General features: G+C 49.9%; 10 protein-coding genes and 1 pseudogene. 2 read left to right on the forward strand and 9 right to left on the reverse strand.

All coding sequences use genetic code 11. The features are described 5' to 3' along the window. Positions 1 to 73 precede the first annotated feature (73 nt). On the forward strand, positions 74 to 4,174 hold the full coding sequence (locus O3276_RS19605) for a hypothetical protein (RefSeq protein ID WP_269672832.1): 4,101 nt from the start codon (positions 74 to 76) through the stop codon (positions 4,172 to 4,174). Here the strand turns inward: O3276_RS19605 and O3276_RS19610 are convergent. Continuing rightward, positions 4,171 to 4,287: pseudogene (locus tag O3276_RS19610) on the reverse strand (IS1595-like element ISEnu2 family transposase); the annotation flags it as partial. The gene O3276_RS19605 and the pseudogene O3276_RS19610 overlap by 4 nt on opposite strands. A gap of 310 nt (positions 4,288 to 4,597) precedes the next feature. Here O3276_RS19610 and O3276_RS19615 point away from each other — a divergent pair. Then, positions 4,598 to 8,689 (forward strand): hypothetical protein, encoded by a 4,092-nt coding sequence (locus O3276_RS19615; protein WP_269672833.1) that lies wholly within the window; start codon positions 4,598 to 4,600, stop codon positions 8,687 to 8,689. A 301-nt stretch (positions 8,690 to 8,990) separates the two neighbouring features. Here the strand turns inward: O3276_RS19615 and O3276_RS19620 are convergent, their stop codons facing one another. The 8 genes from O3276_RS19620 to O3276_RS19655 form a co-directional block, all read right to left on the reverse strand. Continuing rightward, the gene (locus O3276_RS19620; protein ID WP_269672834.1) at positions 8,991 to 9,299 is read right to left on the reverse strand and encodes a hypothetical protein; all 309 of its coding nucleotides are present in this window, start codon (positions 9,297 to 9,299) and stop codon (positions 8,991 to 8,993) included. Positions 9,300 to 9,570: 271 nt separating this feature from the next. Further along, positions 9,571 to 9,921, reverse strand: a complete 351-nt coding sequence (locus O3276_RS19625; protein ID WP_269672835.1) for a hypothetical protein — start codon at positions 9,919 to 9,921, stop codon at positions 9,571 to 9,573. Continuing rightward, positions 9,896 to 11,314: a FliI/YscN family ATPase gene (locus O3276_RS19630; RefSeq protein WP_269672836.1), complete on the reverse strand. Its 1,419-nt coding sequence runs from the start codon at positions 11,312 to 11,314 to the stop codon at positions 9,896 to 9,898. The genes O3276_RS19625 and O3276_RS19630 overlap by 26 nt, the downstream gene beginning before the upstream one ends. 7 nt (positions 11,315 to 11,321) lie before the next feature. Then, positions 11,322 to 12,158, reverse strand: a complete 837-nt coding sequence (locus O3276_RS19635) for a FliH/SctL family protein (RefSeq protein ID WP_269672837.1) — start codon at positions 12,156 to 12,158, stop codon at positions 11,322 to 11,324. Positions 12,159 to 12,162: 4 nt separating this feature from the next. Then, positions 12,163 to 13,200 carry a flagellar motor switch protein FliG gene (locus O3276_RS19640; protein ID WP_269672838.1) on the reverse strand — a complete coding sequence of 346 codons (1,038 nt, stop codon included), beginning with the start codon at positions 13,198 to 13,200 and terminating at the stop codon, positions 12,163 to 12,165. Then, positions 13,193 to 14,851, reverse strand: coding sequence for a flagellar basal-body MS-ring/collar protein FliF (fliF, locus tag O3276_RS19645; protein ID WP_269672839.1), 1,659 nt, complete (start codon positions 14,849 to 14,851; stop codon positions 13,193 to 13,195). Before fliF ends, O3276_RS19640 begins: the two co-directional genes overlap by 8 nt. 151 nt (positions 14,852 to 15,002) lie before the next feature. Then, on the reverse strand, positions 15,003 to 15,275 hold the full coding sequence (locus O3276_RS19650) for a flagellar hook-basal body complex protein FliE (RefSeq protein ID WP_269672840.1): 273 nt from the start codon (positions 15,273 to 15,275) through the stop codon (positions 15,003 to 15,005). Between the two features lie 171 nt (positions 15,276 to 15,446). Continuing rightward, complete coding sequence (locus O3276_RS19655) at positions 15,447 to 16,487, reverse strand: MotY family protein (protein WP_269672841.1); 1,041 nt, start codon at positions 16,485 to 16,487, stop codon at positions 15,447 to 15,449. Positions 16,488 to 16,703 lie beyond the last annotated feature (216 nt).

Consider the following 16,703-nt stretch of genomic DNA (forward strand, 5'->3'; position numbering starts at 1 on the left):
TTAGCGTTTACGTTCTATTGTTGTCATCCCCAGACGATTCTCCAACTGGAAACAGGTAACCCCCGAAGAAACCATGCAGTCACCTTCCTCCTCAGTAACCGCAGACACGGCATCCCCGTTAACATCCACTGAAGCCGGAAGGCACCGGCCAGCAGACAGCCGAAAACAAGAAAGAAAGCGATCCATCTCAGGTTACCAGGTGGAACAGACAACAGCGGGCACTGGAACATTTCCACCGCATCAACTGCAATCTGAATCCGGGCCCATCCCATCCATAAAGCGCAGGCGTGTTACTGACAACAGCAGGCGTATTGTCTGTTCTTCAACTTCGCTACCTGCTAGTCCGGAGCCAATGGAGACCGAACCGGCCATGCCTGCTGACCTAGCTTCCAGGCTTCCGGGAGTGATCAGTTCCCTATCAAGAAATCTACCAACAGTCAGCGACAACAGGCTATTAACTGGCAATGAACATACCTCAGCGATGGTGCAGGTCATGCCTGAACCAATGAAGGATGTACCGCTCACCACAGAAATTAACAGTGAAACATCAATTTCAGAATTTTCTGTAAGCCAGCAAAATGAACTGCGAACACATTTAAATAATCAAGAAATTCAAGCAATATTAACGAATGCCGGGACTCTTCTGAAAAACCTCAAAGACAGGAAAATCCAGTTAGCGCGAGACAGGGGAAAGCCACCCGCACCTTCCCTCTTTTCCAAGTTAAAAAACTTCAGCATTGTTAAAGATTCTCAGACTTTCAAAGGCTATTTTGCAAGGGCCAACACGTTCTTTTTAGCTGTCAATCCCCAGCAGATTACCAATACCAGCTGCCTTACCAGCATGCTCAAGTCGAAGACTCAGATAAAAAAGTTTGCAGGAGAAAGCGAGGAAAACATTCAGGCGGTTGCTGCTAACCCATGCTTGAAACAGATTGCCTCCATGTGTCATGGCAAAGGCTTGCCCGACAAAGCGAAGGTGGAAGCGTTCGTGGCGTGGGAGTGCTGGAAGGTGAACGGCGAATTCAGCCTGGAACTGCTGCGGGCCTTTTCCTCCATGTGTCATGGCAAAGGCTTGCCCGACAAAGCGAAGGTGGAAGCGCTCAAAGCGTGGGAGTGCTGGAAGGTGAACGGCGAATTCAGCCTGGAACTGCTGCGGGCCTTTTCCTCCATGTGTCATGGCAAAGGCTTGCCCGACAAAGCGAAGGTGGAAGCGCTCAAAGCGTGGGAGTGCTGGAAGGTGAACGGCGAATTCAGCTTGGAACTGCTGCGGGCCTTTTCCTCCATGTGTCAAGGCAAAGGCTTGCCCGACAAAGCGAAGGTGGAAGCGTTCGTGGCGTGGGAGTGCTGGAAGGTGAACGGCGAATTCAGCCTGAAACTGCTGCGGGCCTTTTCCTCCATGTGTAATGGCAAAGGCTTGCCCGACAAAGCGAAAGTGGAAGCGTTCGTGGCGTGGGAGTGCTGGAAGGTGAACGGCGAATTCAGCCTGGAACTGCTGCGGGCCTTTTCCTCCATGATGAGCACCAGGGGCTTGCCCGACAAAGCGAAGGTGGAAGCGCTCAAAGCGTGGGAGTGCTGGAAGGTGAACGGCGAATTCAGCCTGGAACTGCTGCGGGCCTTTTCCTCCATGATGAGCACTAGGGGCTTGCCCGACAAAGCGAAGGTGGAAGCGCTCAAAGCGTGGGAATGCTGGAAGGTGAACGGCGAATTCAGCCTGGAACTGCTGCGGGCCTTTTCCTCCATGATGAGCAGTAGGGGCTTGCCCGACAAAGCAAAGGTGGAAGCGCTCAAAGCGTGGGAGTGCTGGAAGGTGAACGGCGAATTCAGCCTGGAACTACTGCGGGCCTTTTCCTCCATGATGAGCAGTAGGGGCTTGCCCGACAAAGCGAAGGTGGAAGCGCTCAAAGCATGGGAGTGCTGGAAGGTGAACGGCGAATTCAGCCTGGAACTGCTGCGGGCCTTTTCCTCCATGTGTAATGGCAAAGGCTTGCCCGACCAAGCGAAGGTGGAAGCGCTCAAAGCGTGGGAGTGCTGGAAGGTGAACGGCGAATTCAGTCTGGAACTGCTGCGGGCCTTTTCCTCCATGATGAGCAGTAGGGGCTTGCCCGACAAAGCGAAGGTGGAAGCGTTCGTAGCGTGGGAGTGCTGGAAGGTGAACGGCGAATTCAGCCTGGAACTGCTGCGGGCCTTTTCCTCCATGTGTCATGGCAAAGGCTTGCCCGACAAAGCGAAGGCGGAAGCGTTCGTTCAATGGCTACCCTCGGATGAAAATAAGAATATTCTGAAACTTTCTTGCCGAATATTTGCCAGTTTTGGTTTGCCCTCAGGAGAAAAACTGACTGAAAATGAGAAAACACTGCGCCAATGTCTTAATCAGCATGGCTGTACCACTGAACATGGCGACGACAATAGTGATGAAGATCTTTTAGCATCGAGTCAAATGAAAGCACTGGCTCTGTTCTTCTCCGGGCCCGCAACATGGAGCATGAAAATTGCCGAATTCCAACAATATCTGGCGGCCCACAAGAGTCCTCGACATGACAGAGTGGCTGTTCGTGCTGCGCTGAAATCATTGCTACCGATATTGGCTATCCATGGAGGAACTGGTCTCCCGTTCTGGATGGAAAAATATCGTGAAAATCCACGCTGCAAAGGAGTACTCACTAAAGCATTATCCATTCCTGCACCACTGGCTTTAACAAAATTTGCACTAACGCAACTCCCTGAATCTGAGAGGCAGGAATACCTTGAACTGTGCAGAAACCTGAAGCCAGCCCCAACTCAGGAACAGTGGTATGCATTAAAACCACTCTGCCAACAGCTTGGCCAGCGATTTGACTTCACGCAATCTAAACGCACGATGCTGGAGATTCTCTGGCAACAATCAGAAGATAACCGCTCAAAATACGCGGATAAGATGGATGAGCTATTCAAAACCTTGCCCACCATCTCACAGTGGCGCGGGTTACATCGGGTGCTTGGACCACACAAAATGCAGCAATTCATGGATGCCTGTCTTGACTATCAGGCTACCCCTGAAACCGCTCCTGATGTAACGATTCAGCAACGGTTGCTGGCAGGAATGCTGCTCACAAACCACTCTCTACCTGAACCAGAGAAAATACCGGATCTCTGCTTTTCAAATCGAGTGGCAACAGATGATAAAAGAGGGGTGATGGTCGGTGGTGATCCCGCCATGTCGGGCCAGGAACGCCTGTGGCGCTTTATCACGGCCATGTTAATTGAGCTTGAACAAACAGAATATCAATTCAAGAATCAAAGACTAACCGTTTTGCCAGACGATGGCGATCCGGTTGTACTCCAAAATCCAGAGTTTACCCCGAGAGATACCGGCTTTGTTATCAAGAACTGGACATTGCAACAGTTAACCGCCTTTTTCAAGGCAACCGAGTTCACAGAACAATGGTATAAAAAGCCTCAGGACAAGCGCGATCTCTATGCGATCAGGCTTGAGGCAAAATTAGCCCAAATGAAAGCGAGAACCAAAGAGCCCGAGAAAGCCAAACCGAAAAAAATACCACACCTGGTGGCACCCTCTCTGATTATTAGACTAATCAATTGCAATAAACCATTAAAGCCTGCGGTCTGGTCATCTCTTGAACACTATGCCAGCAGCGGCCAGCTAAACGCCCGTTTATGCACGGCACTCAGCCCGGTTATCAAAGATGATAAAGACGGCATTGTTCCAGACCTCGTTAAGAAAGCGGTGGTTGCAAAGTTGGAACAGATTGAGGCAGCAAAAACGCCAGTAGTAACATCAATCCCTCAGCAAGGACTTCCAGCAAGGGCAAGCATACCAACTCAAGGGAACCAGGTTGCCAACAGTCGCATTCAAGGGCCGCTATCTGACTTTGACGCGGCAATGGAAGCTCTGGATCGTTTTCACGAATTGGGAAATGCAGAACTTGAACTGCTGGAACCCCACCAAAGCCGAATGACTTATGTTGAATTAAGCACTGCTATCTGCAAAATGAGCTACGCAGTGGATTCAGAAACACGGAAAGAATGGAATGAAGCCAGCGAGAAAAGGAGAAGAGACCCACTTGGGCTTGATGAACTTGATGAAATAGTGGAATGGGATTTGGATTCATTGGCGGCAGAGTCAGAACTGGTCAACAACGATGACTGGATGGAAGAGTTCCTACAAGGGCTGTGATATGCATTCACACGTTGCAGGTGAAAAACACCTTCTATAACCCGTATTCCAGAGGATGACACCAGTTCTTTAAAGGTGAACCCCAAGGTTCTCGCAAGCTTCTCATGTGTAATACCAATTCCACCTTCTAAATATGATAACGAGCAAGTCATTTTGAGCCGCTGGGCAAGGCGGAATGACGAGTAATAGCAGGGCTATTGCGAGGAATTCCAACGAAGATCCAGCGGTTCAAAATGGCTGCGCAGTTCATATTTAGAAGGTGGAGTTGGTATAAACACATCTCACAGCCAGAGTGCCTGACAAAACAGGTCAGCCTTCCCTGATACCGGCTGCCCGGAACTTTACCGGGCTGACCTGGTCAGTTCTATTGTTGTCATCCCCAGACGATTCTCCAACTGCAAACAGGTAATCCCCGAAGAAGCCATGCAGTCACCTTCCTCCTCAGTAACCGCAGACACGGCATCCCCGTTAACAGCCACTGAAGCCGGAAGGCACCGGCCAGCAGACAGCCGAAAACAAGAAAGAAAGCGACCCATGTCAGGTTACCAGGTGGAACAGACAACAACGGGCACTGGAACATTTCCACCGCATCAACTGCAATCTGAATCCGGGCCCATCCCACCCATAAAGCGCAGGCGTGTTACTGACAACAGCAGGCGTATTGTGTGTTCTGCAACTTCGCTACCTGCTAATCCGGAGCCAATGGAGACCGAACCGGCCATGCCTGCTGACCCAGCTTCCAGGCTTCCGGGAGTGATCAGTTTCCTATCAAGAAATCTGCCAACAGTCAGCGACAACAGCCTATTAACTGGCAATGAACATACCTCAGCGATGGTGCAGGTCATGCCTGAACCAATGAAGGATGTACCCCTCACTACAGAAATTAACAGTGAAACATCAATTTCAGAATTTTCTGTAAGCCAGCAAAATGAACTGCGAACACATTTAAATAATCAAGAAATTCAAGCAATATTAAAGAATGCCGGGACTCTTCTGAAAAACCTCAAAGACAGGAAAATCCAGTTAACGCGAGACAGGGGAAAGCCGCCCGCACATTCCCTCTTTTCCAAGTTAAAAAACTTCAGCATTGTCAAAGATTCTCAGACTTTCAAAGGCTATTTTGCCAAGGCCAACACGTTCTTTTTAGCTGTCAATCCGCAGCAGATTACCAATACCAGCTGCCTTACCAGCATGCTCAATTCGAAGACTCAGATAAAAAAGTTTGCAGAAGAAAGCGAGGAAAATATTCAGGCGGTTGCTGCTAACCCATGCTTGAAACAGATTGCCTCCATGTGTAATGGCAAAGGCTTGCCCGACAAAGCGGAGGTGGAAGCGCTCAAAGCGTGGGAGTGCTGGAAGGTGAACGGCGAATTCAGCCCGGAACTGCTGCGGGCCTTTTCCTCCATGTGTCATGGCAAAGGCTTGCCCAACAAAGCGAAGGTGGAGGCGCTCAAAGCGTGGGAGTGCTGGAAGGTGAACGGCGAATTCAGCCTGGAACTGCTGCGGGCCTTTTCCTCCATGATGAGCAGTAGGGGCTTGCCCGACAAAGCAAAGGTGGAAGCACTCAAAGCGTGGGAGTGCTGGAAGGTGAACGGCGAATTCAGCCTGGAACTTCTGCGGGCCTTTTCCTCCATGTGTAACGGCAAAGGCTTGCCCGACAAAGCGAAGGTGGAAGCGCTCAAAGCGTGGGAGTGCTGGAAGGTGAACGGCGAATTCAGCCTGGAACTGCTGCGGGCCTTTTCCTCCATATGTAATGGCAAAGGCTTGCCCGACAAAGCAAAGGTGGAAGCGTTCGTGGCGTGGGAGTGCTGGAAGGTGAACGGCGAATTCAGCCTGGAACTGCTGCGGGCCTTTTCCTCCATGATGAGCAGTAGGGGCTTGCCCGACAAAGCGAAGGTGGAAGCGTTCGTGGCGTGGGAGTGCTGGAAGGTGAACGGCGAATTCAGCCTGGAACTGCTGCGGGCCTTTTCCTCCATGATGAGCAGTAGGGGCTTGCCCGACAAAGCGGAGGTGGAAGCGCTCAAAGCATGGGAGTGCTGGAAGGTGAACGGCGAATTCAGCCTGGAACTGCTGCGGGCCTTTTCCTCCATGTGTCATGGCAAAGGCTTGCCCGACCAAGCGAAGGTGGAAGCGCTCAAAGCGTGGGAGTGCTGGAAGGTGAACGGCGAATTCAGCCTGGAACTGCTGCGGGCCTTTTCCTCCATGTGTCATGGCAAAGGCTTGCCCGACAAAGCAAAGGTGGAAGCGCTCAAAGCGTGGGAGTGCTGGAAGGTGAACGGCGAATTCAGCCTGGAACTGCTGCGGGTCTGTTCCTCCATGTGTCATGGCAAAGGCTTGCCCGACAAAGCGAAGGTGGAAGCGCTCAAAGCGTGGGAGTGCTGGAAGGTGAACGGCGAATTCAGCCCGGAACTGCTGCGGGCCTTTTCCTCCATGATGAGCAGTAGGGGCTTGCCCGACAAAGCGAAGGTGGAAGCGCTCAAAGCGTGGGAGTGCTGGAAGGTGAACGGCGAATTCAGCCTGGAACTACTGCAGGCCTTTTCCTCCATGTGTCATGGCAAAGGCTTGCCCGACAAAGCCAAGGTGGAAGCGTTCGTGCAATGGCTACCCTTGGATGAAAATAAGAATATTCTGAAACTTTCTTGCCGAATATTTGCCAGTTTTGGTTTGCCATCAGCAGAAAAACTGACTGAAAATGAGAAAACACTTCGCCAATGTCTTAATCAGCATGGTTGTACCACTGAACATGGAGACGATAATAGTGACGAAGATCTTTTAGAATCGAGTCAAATGAAAGCTCTGGCTCTGTTCTTCTCCGGGCCCGCAACATGGCGCATGAAAATTGCCGAATTCCAACAATATCTGGCTGCCCACAAGTGTCCTCGACATGACAGAGTGGCTGTTCGTGCTGCGCTGAAATCATTGCTACCGATATTGGCTATCCATGGAGGAACTGGTATCCACTTCTGGATGGAAAAATATCGTGAAAATCCACGCTGCAAAGGAGTACTCACTCAGGCATTAGCCATTCCTGCACCACTGGCTTTAACAAAATTTGCACTAACGCAACTCTCTGAATCTGAGATGCAGGAATACCTTGAACTGTGCAGAAACCTGAAGCCAGCCCCGACTCAGGAACAGTGGTATGCATTAAAACCACTTTGCCAACAGCTTGGCCAGCGATTTGACTTCATGCAATCTAAACGCACGATGCTGGAGATTCTCTGGCAACAGTCAGAAAATAACCGCTCAAAATACGCGGATAAGATGGATGAGCTATTCAAAACCTTGCCCACCATCTCACAGTGGCGCGGGTTACATCGGGTGTTTGGACAACACAAAATGCAGCAATTCATGGATGCCTGTCTTGACTATCAGGCTACCCCTGAAACCGCTCCTGATGTCACGATTCAGCAACGGTTGCTGGAAGGAATGCTGCTCACCAACCACTCTCTACCTGAACCAGAGAAAATACCGGATCTCTGCTTTTCAAAGCGAGTGGCAACAGATGATAAAAGAGGGGTGATGGTCGGTGGTGATCCCGCCATGTCGGGCCAGGAATGCCTGTGGCACTTTATCACGGCCATGTTAATTGAGCTTGAACAAACAGAATATCAATTCAAGAATCAAAGACTAACCGTTTTGCCAGACGATGGCGATCCGGTGGTACTCCAAAATCCAGAGTTTACCCTCAGAGATACCGGCTTTGTTATAAAGAACTGGACATTGCAACAGTTAACCGCCTTTTTCAAGGCAACCGAGTTCACAGAACAATGGTATAAAAAGCCTCAGGACAAGCGCGATCTCTATGCGATCAGGCTTGAGGCAAAATTAGCCCAAATGCAAGCGAGAACCAAAGAGCCCAAGAAAGCCGAGCCTAAAAAAATACCACACCTGGTGGCACCCTCTCTGATTATTAGACTAATCAATTGCCATAAACCATTAAAGCCTGCGGTCTGGTCATCTCTTGAACACTATGCCAGCAGCGGCCAGCTAAACGCCCGTTTATGCACGGCACTCGGCCCGGTTATCAAAGATGATAAAGACGGCATTGTTCCAGACCTCGTTAAGAAAGCGGTGGTTGCAAAGTTGGAACAGATTGAGGCAGCAAAAACGCCAGTAGTAACATCAATCCCTCAGCAAGGACTTCCAGCAAGGGCAAGCATACCGACTCAAGGGAACCAGGTTGCCAACCGTCGCATTCAAGGGCCGCTATCTGACTTTGACGCGGCAATGGAAGCTCTGGATCGTTTTCGCGAATTGGGAAATGCAGAACTTGAACTGCTGGAACCCCACCGAAGCCGAATGACTTCTGTTGAATTAAGCACTGCTATCTGCAAAATGAGCTACGCAGTGGATTCAGAAACACGGAAAGAATGGCATGAAGCCAGCGAGAAAAGGAGAATAGACCCACTTGGGCTTGATGAAATAGTGGAATGGGATTTGGATTCATTGGCGACAGAGTCAGAACTGGTCAACAACGATGACTGGATGGAAGAGTTCCTGCAAGGGCTGTGATATGCATTAAGAAGGTCTTGAAACTGTTGAGACTGCATAACAGAATCTCCCATTTCAGGGCTTTACGACAGTTTAGACTCATCAACCCTTAAGGGAAACATAGCCTCCTACAAGGATAAACCAGTTGCCCTGACACAAGCATTTTACGGTTAAAATGGCAACATACGCAGGTTAAATTGGCGCTTACCCCGGAACCGTCCCTTACAGTTATCCTCTTTATTGGCTTTTCAGGCTGATTTCTTAGTTGTAGACTCGAGGATTCAGGGAATAATAAGAAGAGGGCCGAAGACCTCTTTTTATACTACCAGATGATATCGTTACAAGTCTTGATAGCATCTTTCCGTTGTTCGCGGGACATTTCCTTAGGCTTCTTACGGAAGCCAAATTTGTTGGATACAACGGCCCAGTTCAAGGCCGCCTTATCACCGGCGAAGTTATGGTAGTAATCATCCGCCTTGGACTTGAAGATAGCCGACAGGAGGGGGTTATCCTCCAGTTTGGCAATCTCCACGCACGAACGAACGCGGGTGTAGAGAGCCTTCTCAAGGCGAGGCGCATCCGCCATAGCCGTGGATGATACAAGTAGCGCAGCGATAATAAGCTTTTTCATTTAAAGCTCCTTAATAAGTTTGATAAGACGGTCGAAACCTTCGTTATTCTTGAATTGCTCCAGAACCAATAAAAATCCCTCGTCATTTTATAGGATGAAAATTCAAACGAAATAAGTTGTAATACCAATAATAAAAAAAGAAACCCAAAGATTTTAAAGCCACGACAATCGTATTGGGTTCGCTAAAAGTTCACTGTCTATTTCAGGATAACACCCGACTCAGACTCACTCTGGAGGTTTCCTGTCAGTTGGAAAAAAGCTGACTTGGGCATTATTTGTACCGCTGGTGCAATCGTTCAAGTCGCTGCATTTTCACCGTTATCTCTGTCGATAGAGCCCTGGTGGTGTCGATCTGTCGTGAACGTGCCTCAATGCAAAGCTGCCAGCTATTCAGCAATTGCCAATGAAACATTGCCCGATTGATGACTTGTATGCCCGTATAGTGTGACCCGGTTTGAATGTTTTGGGCCACTGTCGCACTGCCTGCCGTATCCAGTGTTTCGATTAATCGATTATGTTTTTCCAGTACTGCAAGCTGACGACGGATAGCACTCAGTCGCTGTTGATGTTGCAGCTCTTCAAGATGGAGCAGGCGGTTAATCAGTTTTTTGCGGATGGCCATGACGAAGTCCGGAAATTAACGCTTTTAACTGCTGAACGCTGTCTTCCAGCGTCTCTCGCTCCTTGATATTTTGCTGCAAATAGCCGAGCATACCCGGCTCTGCAGCCATGGCCATATCCATATCAGCGTCATTACCCGGTTGATAGACGCCCAGTAATTTTAATTCACTCCCTTCACGGGCTTTTTCTAATAATCGTCGGAAGGTCAACGACATCTTGAGGTGCTCTTCGGATACGGATTGCGTCATCGTCCGGCTGATGGAGGTCACCACGTCAATGGCTGGATAGTGTCCGGAGATTGCTAGAGCATGGCTGAGTACCAAGTGGCCGTCCAGGATCGCCCTGGCGGATTCACCAATGGGGTCCGTATCTTGTTCCCCTTCCGTCAGAACGGTGTAAAAGGCCGTTAATGAACCACTTGATTGATAGCCATTGCCAGCCCTCTCAACTAACCGGGCAATCCTGTTAAAGACTGAGGGTGGGTATCCCCTGGCTGCAGGTGGCTCACCGGTAGCCAGGGCAACCTCCCGGCGGGCCTGGGCATAGCGGGTCAGGGAGTCCATTAATAAGAGGGTATGATGTCCGGTATCCCGATAGTACTCGGCAATACGGTGTGCCACCAGCGCGGCTCGCAGCCGCATGACCGGTGAATGGTCGGCAGGGGCGGCAACAACAACGGAGCGCTGAAGACAGTGGTCATTGATATTCTGGCGGATAAAATCGCCAACCTCTCGCCCTCTTTCGCCAATCATGGCCAGTACCACAATATCGGCGCTGGTATTTCTGGCAATCATGCCCAGCAGTGTACTTTTGCCTGAGCCGCTCCCGGCAAACAGACCAATACGTTGTCCTCTGCCAATGGTCAGTAATCCATTAATAGAACGTACACCGACGTCTAATGGTGTGGCAACCGGGGATCGTTGCAGTGGGTTAATAGGAGGACTATGAAGGCGGATATTAGCGCTGCCTGTGGGCTTTGCCTTGCCGTCCAGTGGTCGGCCGACACCGTCAATAACCCGTCCCAGCAAGGCGTCGCCCACCACAATGGATGAATTATCCCCCATCGATGTGACTTTCGCGCCGGGGGATAACCCGTCATGGTAGTCAATCGGCATCAGCAGCAGCGTATTTCTGTCAAAGCCAACAACCTCTGCTTCTACAGTAAGACCATCACTGCCCTGAACCAGGCACCGCTGACCGGTCTGCATCCTGCAGCCCGCCACCTCCATAATCAGTCCGGCTGCCTTGATCAACTGACCGGACGAGCGCTGAGGTGTCAACATGGAGACCTGTTCTCCGGCAGACATCAATTGTCGGATCAACCGATCCCAGAGTTCGGTTCTGGTATGGTCGGTTATGTCAACCGGAGGGGAGGGAAGTGATAACAGCGACACGATGGCATCAACTGTCCATTATTAATTGTTCATGCACAGTATCAATGCAGGCCGTAACACGACTTTCCACCGTGGCATCAACATCGCCAAGATCGGTAACCAGACGACATCCGCCTGATGTTAGAGCGTGATCCTCCTGAATAGACCAGCCCTCGGGTAACTGTTTGATGATCGGGTCTATCAGAGGACGATCCACAGGATTGATCACCAGTTGCCCCCCTTTAATGTCCGGAAGCATGGACATAGAGTCGGTAATCAGTTGATGCATTGACGCTCGCGAGGTCGCCAGTTCATGGTTGACTACCTGCCTGACCACTTTGCTGATCAGTTCGATCAGCGGTTGGCCTAAATGCAGCAGGGTTGATTGATGCAGGTTGTACAACTCATTCCAGAGGCTATTCATCAGAGCCAGCCATTGCTCCGCGCTGGCTTTCTGCTCCATCTGTGATTCATGCATTCCAGCCAGGTGTCCGGCCTCAAAACCCTTCTGATAGCCTTCCTGATAGCCGTCCTGAAAGCCACGTTGCTGACCTTCAGCATACCCGATGTCTTCTGCTTTACGACGATGGTCAATGTGCCGTTGCCGGGCTCTTCGAACAATCTCCCGCAGCATTTGAAAGTTAATACCGGTCGGTGGTTGCGCAGGCTTCTTTTGCCCGGTGCATTGGTCCTGTTGATAAGCTGACGGTGGGAACTGGTAGCGATGGACACAATGCTGTTCAGGCGCTGAGAGTTCCTTTCCTGGCCAGCCGGAATCCGATGGAGTGGGCCCATCAGCACGGGTTTTATTCCAGCCAGCACTTTGTATTTCAGTACTTTGTCTGCATGCTGTGGTCTTTATCATCGGGTTACTCCAGCATTACTTCATTGCCACGGAGCATTTCAATCTCTCCGCTTTTCAACAGATCATCCATCACCTGTACCACTCTACGCCTCGCCTTTATGACCTTACTCTGTGGAACGGCTCCCAATACCGCTAATTCCTCCTGCAGGTAGTTAGCCGCTCTTTTGCTCATGGACTGGTAAATATGATGACGAACTACCTCCGTTTCCCCTTTAAGCGCCATGGCTAAATCCGCTGGATCAACCCTGGCAACCAACCTGGCAATGTTCTCCATTGAAAGATCAGTGACCTGGGCAAATACCAGCATTTGTTCTTCTATTCGCAACGCTATGGCGCTGTCAGATTGCTTCAGCTTGAAAAGCACCTGTTCCTTTGCTTCAGTATCAAAAAGATTCAGAATGTTAGCGACCTGCTGTTCACCATTAACGGGCAGCAGGTGATTAATCGCCTGTTCATTAAGAAAGGATTGCAGAAAGGTGACAATGGCCTGCAAAGATGCCTGGGACAAGCTGCTAATATGGGCAATCCTTTCCAGAATACCCTGCACTCGTTCCTGGGGAAGCAGGTTAATGACATCCGAGGCCTGATCCGATTGCAGGCAGGACAGCACGGCTGCCTGAAACTGTTCCGGCTCATCTCTGATCATGGCAGCCAGAAGCTCCGGCTTCATTAACTGCAACCCGGTCAGCGGCTCCCGGTGGCTGCCAGGAGGATTTACCAGACAGATAGCCTGTTCTTTACCCAATGCCTTTTGCAGGACCTGCCGCATCTGGATCTGATAATCACCTAACAATAGGCTGACATTGGCATAAGACTGCTCAAACTGATTCAACATCATAATCAGCTGATCACGATTCTTTACCCGCATTTTTTCAGAATACTGACTGATAACTCTTATTTCACCGGGTGTGAAATGTTTTATCACGTTAGCAGCAGCCTGCTCACCCAGTAATAACAGAAAGACAGCAGCCTCTTCTCCAGAGCCGTAACTACCGGTCAGGCTCTGTGAGCGCTCAGGCTGCTTTGTTTTTGACTCAGCCATTAGCGTGATTCCTCTTGATCCACTCTTTTAATACGGCAGCAACTTTTTCCGGCTCATCCTGAGCCAGCTCCCGGTATCGGGCAACCTGCTCCTCCAGAGTGACCGGAGGCCGGTCAGCGGGTATTTTGTCATTGGCCATTGATGACCTGGGCTGTTCCGCCATACCGGAGACGGTGGCCCTGTCACTGTCTGTCGACCCGGGCGATGTCAACCGGTCAGCACGTAAGAGCCTTCGACAGCCCAAGACTATAAACGACAGGATTGTGGCCAATAATATCAATTGCAGAACTTTGTTACCGAGGTCAAGCCAGCGATGGAAGCTCTTCTGGTCGTTAGCGGGCACAAGCGGCGGGACGGTGGCAAAAGGGAGAATGGCGAGGCTCACGGTATCTCCCCTGGATGCATCAAATCCTGAAGCTTGCTTGATCAGTGTCGTTAACCTTGCTTCACTGTCAGGAACCGTTGTTTCGGGTTTTAACCTGCCATCGTCAATGACCACGGCAATGGTTAATCGCTTCAGTTGGCCGGGATATCGGGTTTCGTTGCTGATCTGGCGACTGACCTCATAATTACGAATCACCTTCTGTTTACCGACTTCTTCCCCTCCGAACTCAGGTGCTGGTGTCCCGGGAGCAGGAACCGAAGGTGCTTGCCCGATGGTGGCTGGTTTGTCCAGCAAAAATGGCCTGCCTGACTCGACCGATTCACTGCGTAACACCAGGGTGTTTGGGTCAAACTGTTCAGAGTTTTGTTCTATTTTGTCGTATGTCAGATCAGCGGCGACATCAACCCGGTAGTAACCCGGGCCGACCACAGCATCAAGAATTTTCGATAACTGCAGCTCCAGATGGCTTTCAATACTGGTCCTGGCTTTAAGATAGGCATGACCTGTGCCATCACTGCCAGTGATCAGCGCAGTAGCAATCGACTGGCTGAGCAGATTGCCATATTGATCAACGACCGTGACGTCCTGTTCATTAAGTGTGGCAATACTGCCGCTCACCAGACGCATAATACCTTCAACCTGATCCGGTTGAAGCCGCATGCCACTGTAGAGTTCCAGATACACCGACGCCTTGGCCGCAGGGCGGCTCCTGAAAAAGACACTCTGCTCGGGGACTGATAAGTGGACGCGGGCATAGCGAACCGCATTGATACCACTGATCGTTTCGGATAACGACATTTCCAGCGAACGCAGAAACTGCATTTGCTCAACAAAACGACTGCTGCCTATAGCTGATGCCTCTGGCATCCATGGTTTTGAGCCAGGAGCGATAATTCCTCCGGCGGCCATAGCCATGCGCGCCTCTGAAAGCTGGTTAGCGTGAACCAGTAGCTGCCCATCGTCCGGGTTGATTCGGTAGCCAATTCCCTGTTTATCCAGAATGTCGATGATTGCTGCCATATTGTAGTTTTCGCCATAACCATACAACGAGCGAAAGTCACGGTCATGCCACCAGAGGGCCGTATTAATCAGCACGGCAATCAGCAAGGCACTGACCACCAGCAGTACCAGCAGTCTCTGGTTAGTTCCGAAGCCTTCAGGCGTTCCTTTCAATATTGCCGCAAACCAGCCATGCAACTGGTGCCAGTATTTTTTAGATGCCGCACTGATAACCTTTGACGATTGCAGGGAGGTGTTTTTATCCACCGTTATGCCCACCTTTTGTCCATCAGTGATTCAATTCAGACCCGGGCCTGGTTTTTCTACGACAACCTGTCCGGTTCAGGGGAGGAGGTGAAATCAAACGGAATCGTACAGTTCTGACGACTTGATTTACTATTAATAGACGGCGATTTTACTAAATCTGCTGGTTAAACGTTTCATGATACCCTTCAACAATGTGGTTTCTGACCTGTATCAGCATATTCATGGTCTGACTCGCTTTCTGAATCGACATCACCGTTTCAATCAAATTATCCTGCCCCGCTTCCAGTTCAGCCATGTGCTGTTCTGCCTGCAGTTGGGTATTGTTGGTATGATTCAACAGGGTGGTAAAGACACGGGAAAAAGGCTCAGGTTGATGAGCGTTACCACTGATGGGGGTTGGCAAGAACTCCGATGGTGACTGCACCTGGAATACACTGTCTGGAGGCAATATCATTGCTGAATCGGGCATTGGTAATTTACTCACATACTTAAGCAGTCGCTTATTACTTCAATACACTCAACGTTTACATAATGTTTGAATCTTTTTAAAGATAGATTGTTTACCGGCAGTTGCCATGATTTATGAGGCAGTGAGTTAATGTGGGTCTTCAGACTCTTCCATCGGGCTCTTGTTGGCATCGTGCAACAATGTAACCTCAACTCGTCTGTTTTTATATCGTCCGGCAGCAGTCGTATTACTGGCCACAGGGTAACGTTCGCCATGATGGCGGGCAGTGACGTTGACAGTTCGGCCAATTTTGGCTTCCTTCAGGTATTGTTCCAACTGGTTGCGCACAGCATCAGCCCGCTTCTTTGACAGTTCCAGATTTTGTAACCGGTCAATGGTTTCATAGCTGTCGCTGAAGGGCGTATTATCAGTATTACCGTCAATGGTGATTTCGCGGATGTTTTTATCCACAGCTACATAGCGCACAGTATCTAATAACCACTGTCGTTGATGGTTATTTAACAAAAACTGTCCCAGGGCATAATGAAGTTTGTATTGATGCAGCTGTCGGAAGTTTCTTGGCAGTAAGCGGGCAATGCACTCTGACATTTTTTTCATCGCTGGCAACATACCCACCGTGGGAATTCTGACTTCAATGGTGTTACTGGCAGGACTGCTGTTTTGTGACATTTTTGCAACAGTATAGACAGACAAATAACTGCGACTATCAAGCCGGTCAAGCAATTGTCTGACAGGCATTTTCAGTGCCACATGAAGACCTTTCACCTGAAAATTATCAGACAAAAAATAATCAGTGATCAGCAGTCGTTGGCCGTGCCGACCCGGTCGATAAATTTCTGATGCGCTTTCGAATGAACCTTTTGAATAGTGCCCCCATGGCTGGGGCATGATCCATACCTGTACTGATTCCGGCCGTGTTGGGTAGAGCGAGGTCTCTAATTCAATAGACTGTTGGTGTCCCGCTTCAGCGATAATGGACACGCCACCAAATAAGGGTACTTTCTGATATAAACGACACTCAAAGTGTTTATTTTCATGCATTTGCCAGTCAATATCATCCATAACCACATCATAGAGGCTGGCAGAGACTGACGAATGGCACAGGATTGATAATAATGCCATGAAGATAAAAGGGTTAGTAAGTCTTACTGGCAGTATAAAACTCATCTGTTTCATGGCACATTCCTGGCACATGGTTCTGTCCGGCAGGATGGAAAAAAAAACAGTATGAACTACTTTTTCAGGAGGCTACTGACGGGAAGTATCGAATGCCTTCTACAGAGTTTAGTTCCCCGGGTCGTGTTGTGGATCGCAATTTGGTACATAGCAGGACTGATGGCAGAAATGATTCAGGGCATATACAGGGTGGTTATCTGCATCAGA

The sequence above is a fragment of the Endozoicomonas sp. GU-1 genome (genome assembly GCF_027366395.1).
Taxonomy (GTDB): Bacteria; Pseudomonadota; Gammaproteobacteria; order Pseudomonadales; family Endozoicomonadaceae; genus Endozoicomonas.

Bases quoted from the DNA above. Each gene is read 5' to 3' on its own strand.
- O3276_RS19605 (WP_269672832.1), top strand. From the start codon at position 74: ATGCAGTCACCTTCCTCCTCAGTAACCGCAGACACGGCATCCCCGTTA.
- O3276_RS19615 (WP_269672833.1), top strand. From the start codon at position 4,598: ATGCAGTCACCTTCCTCCTCAGTAACCGCAGACACGGCATCCCCGTTA.
- O3276_RS19620 (WP_269672834.1), bottom strand. From the start codon at position 9,299: ATGAAAAAGCTTATTATCGCTGCGCTACTTGTATCATCCACGGCTATG.
- O3276_RS19625 (WP_269672835.1), bottom strand. From the start codon at position 9,921: ATGGCCATCCGCAAAAAACTGATTAACCGCCTGCTCCATCTTGAAGAG.
- O3276_RS19635 (WP_269672837.1), bottom strand. From the start codon at position 12,158: ATGATAAAGACCACAGCATGCAGACAAAGTACTGAAATACAAAGTGCT.
- O3276_RS19640 (WP_269672838.1), bottom strand. From the start codon at position 13,200: ATGGCTGAGTCAAAAACAAAGCAGCCTGAGCGCTCACAGAGCCTGACC.
- O3276_RS19655 (WP_269672841.1), bottom strand. From the start codon at position 16,487: ATGAGTTTTATACTGCCAGTAAGACTTACTAACCCTTTTATCTTCATG.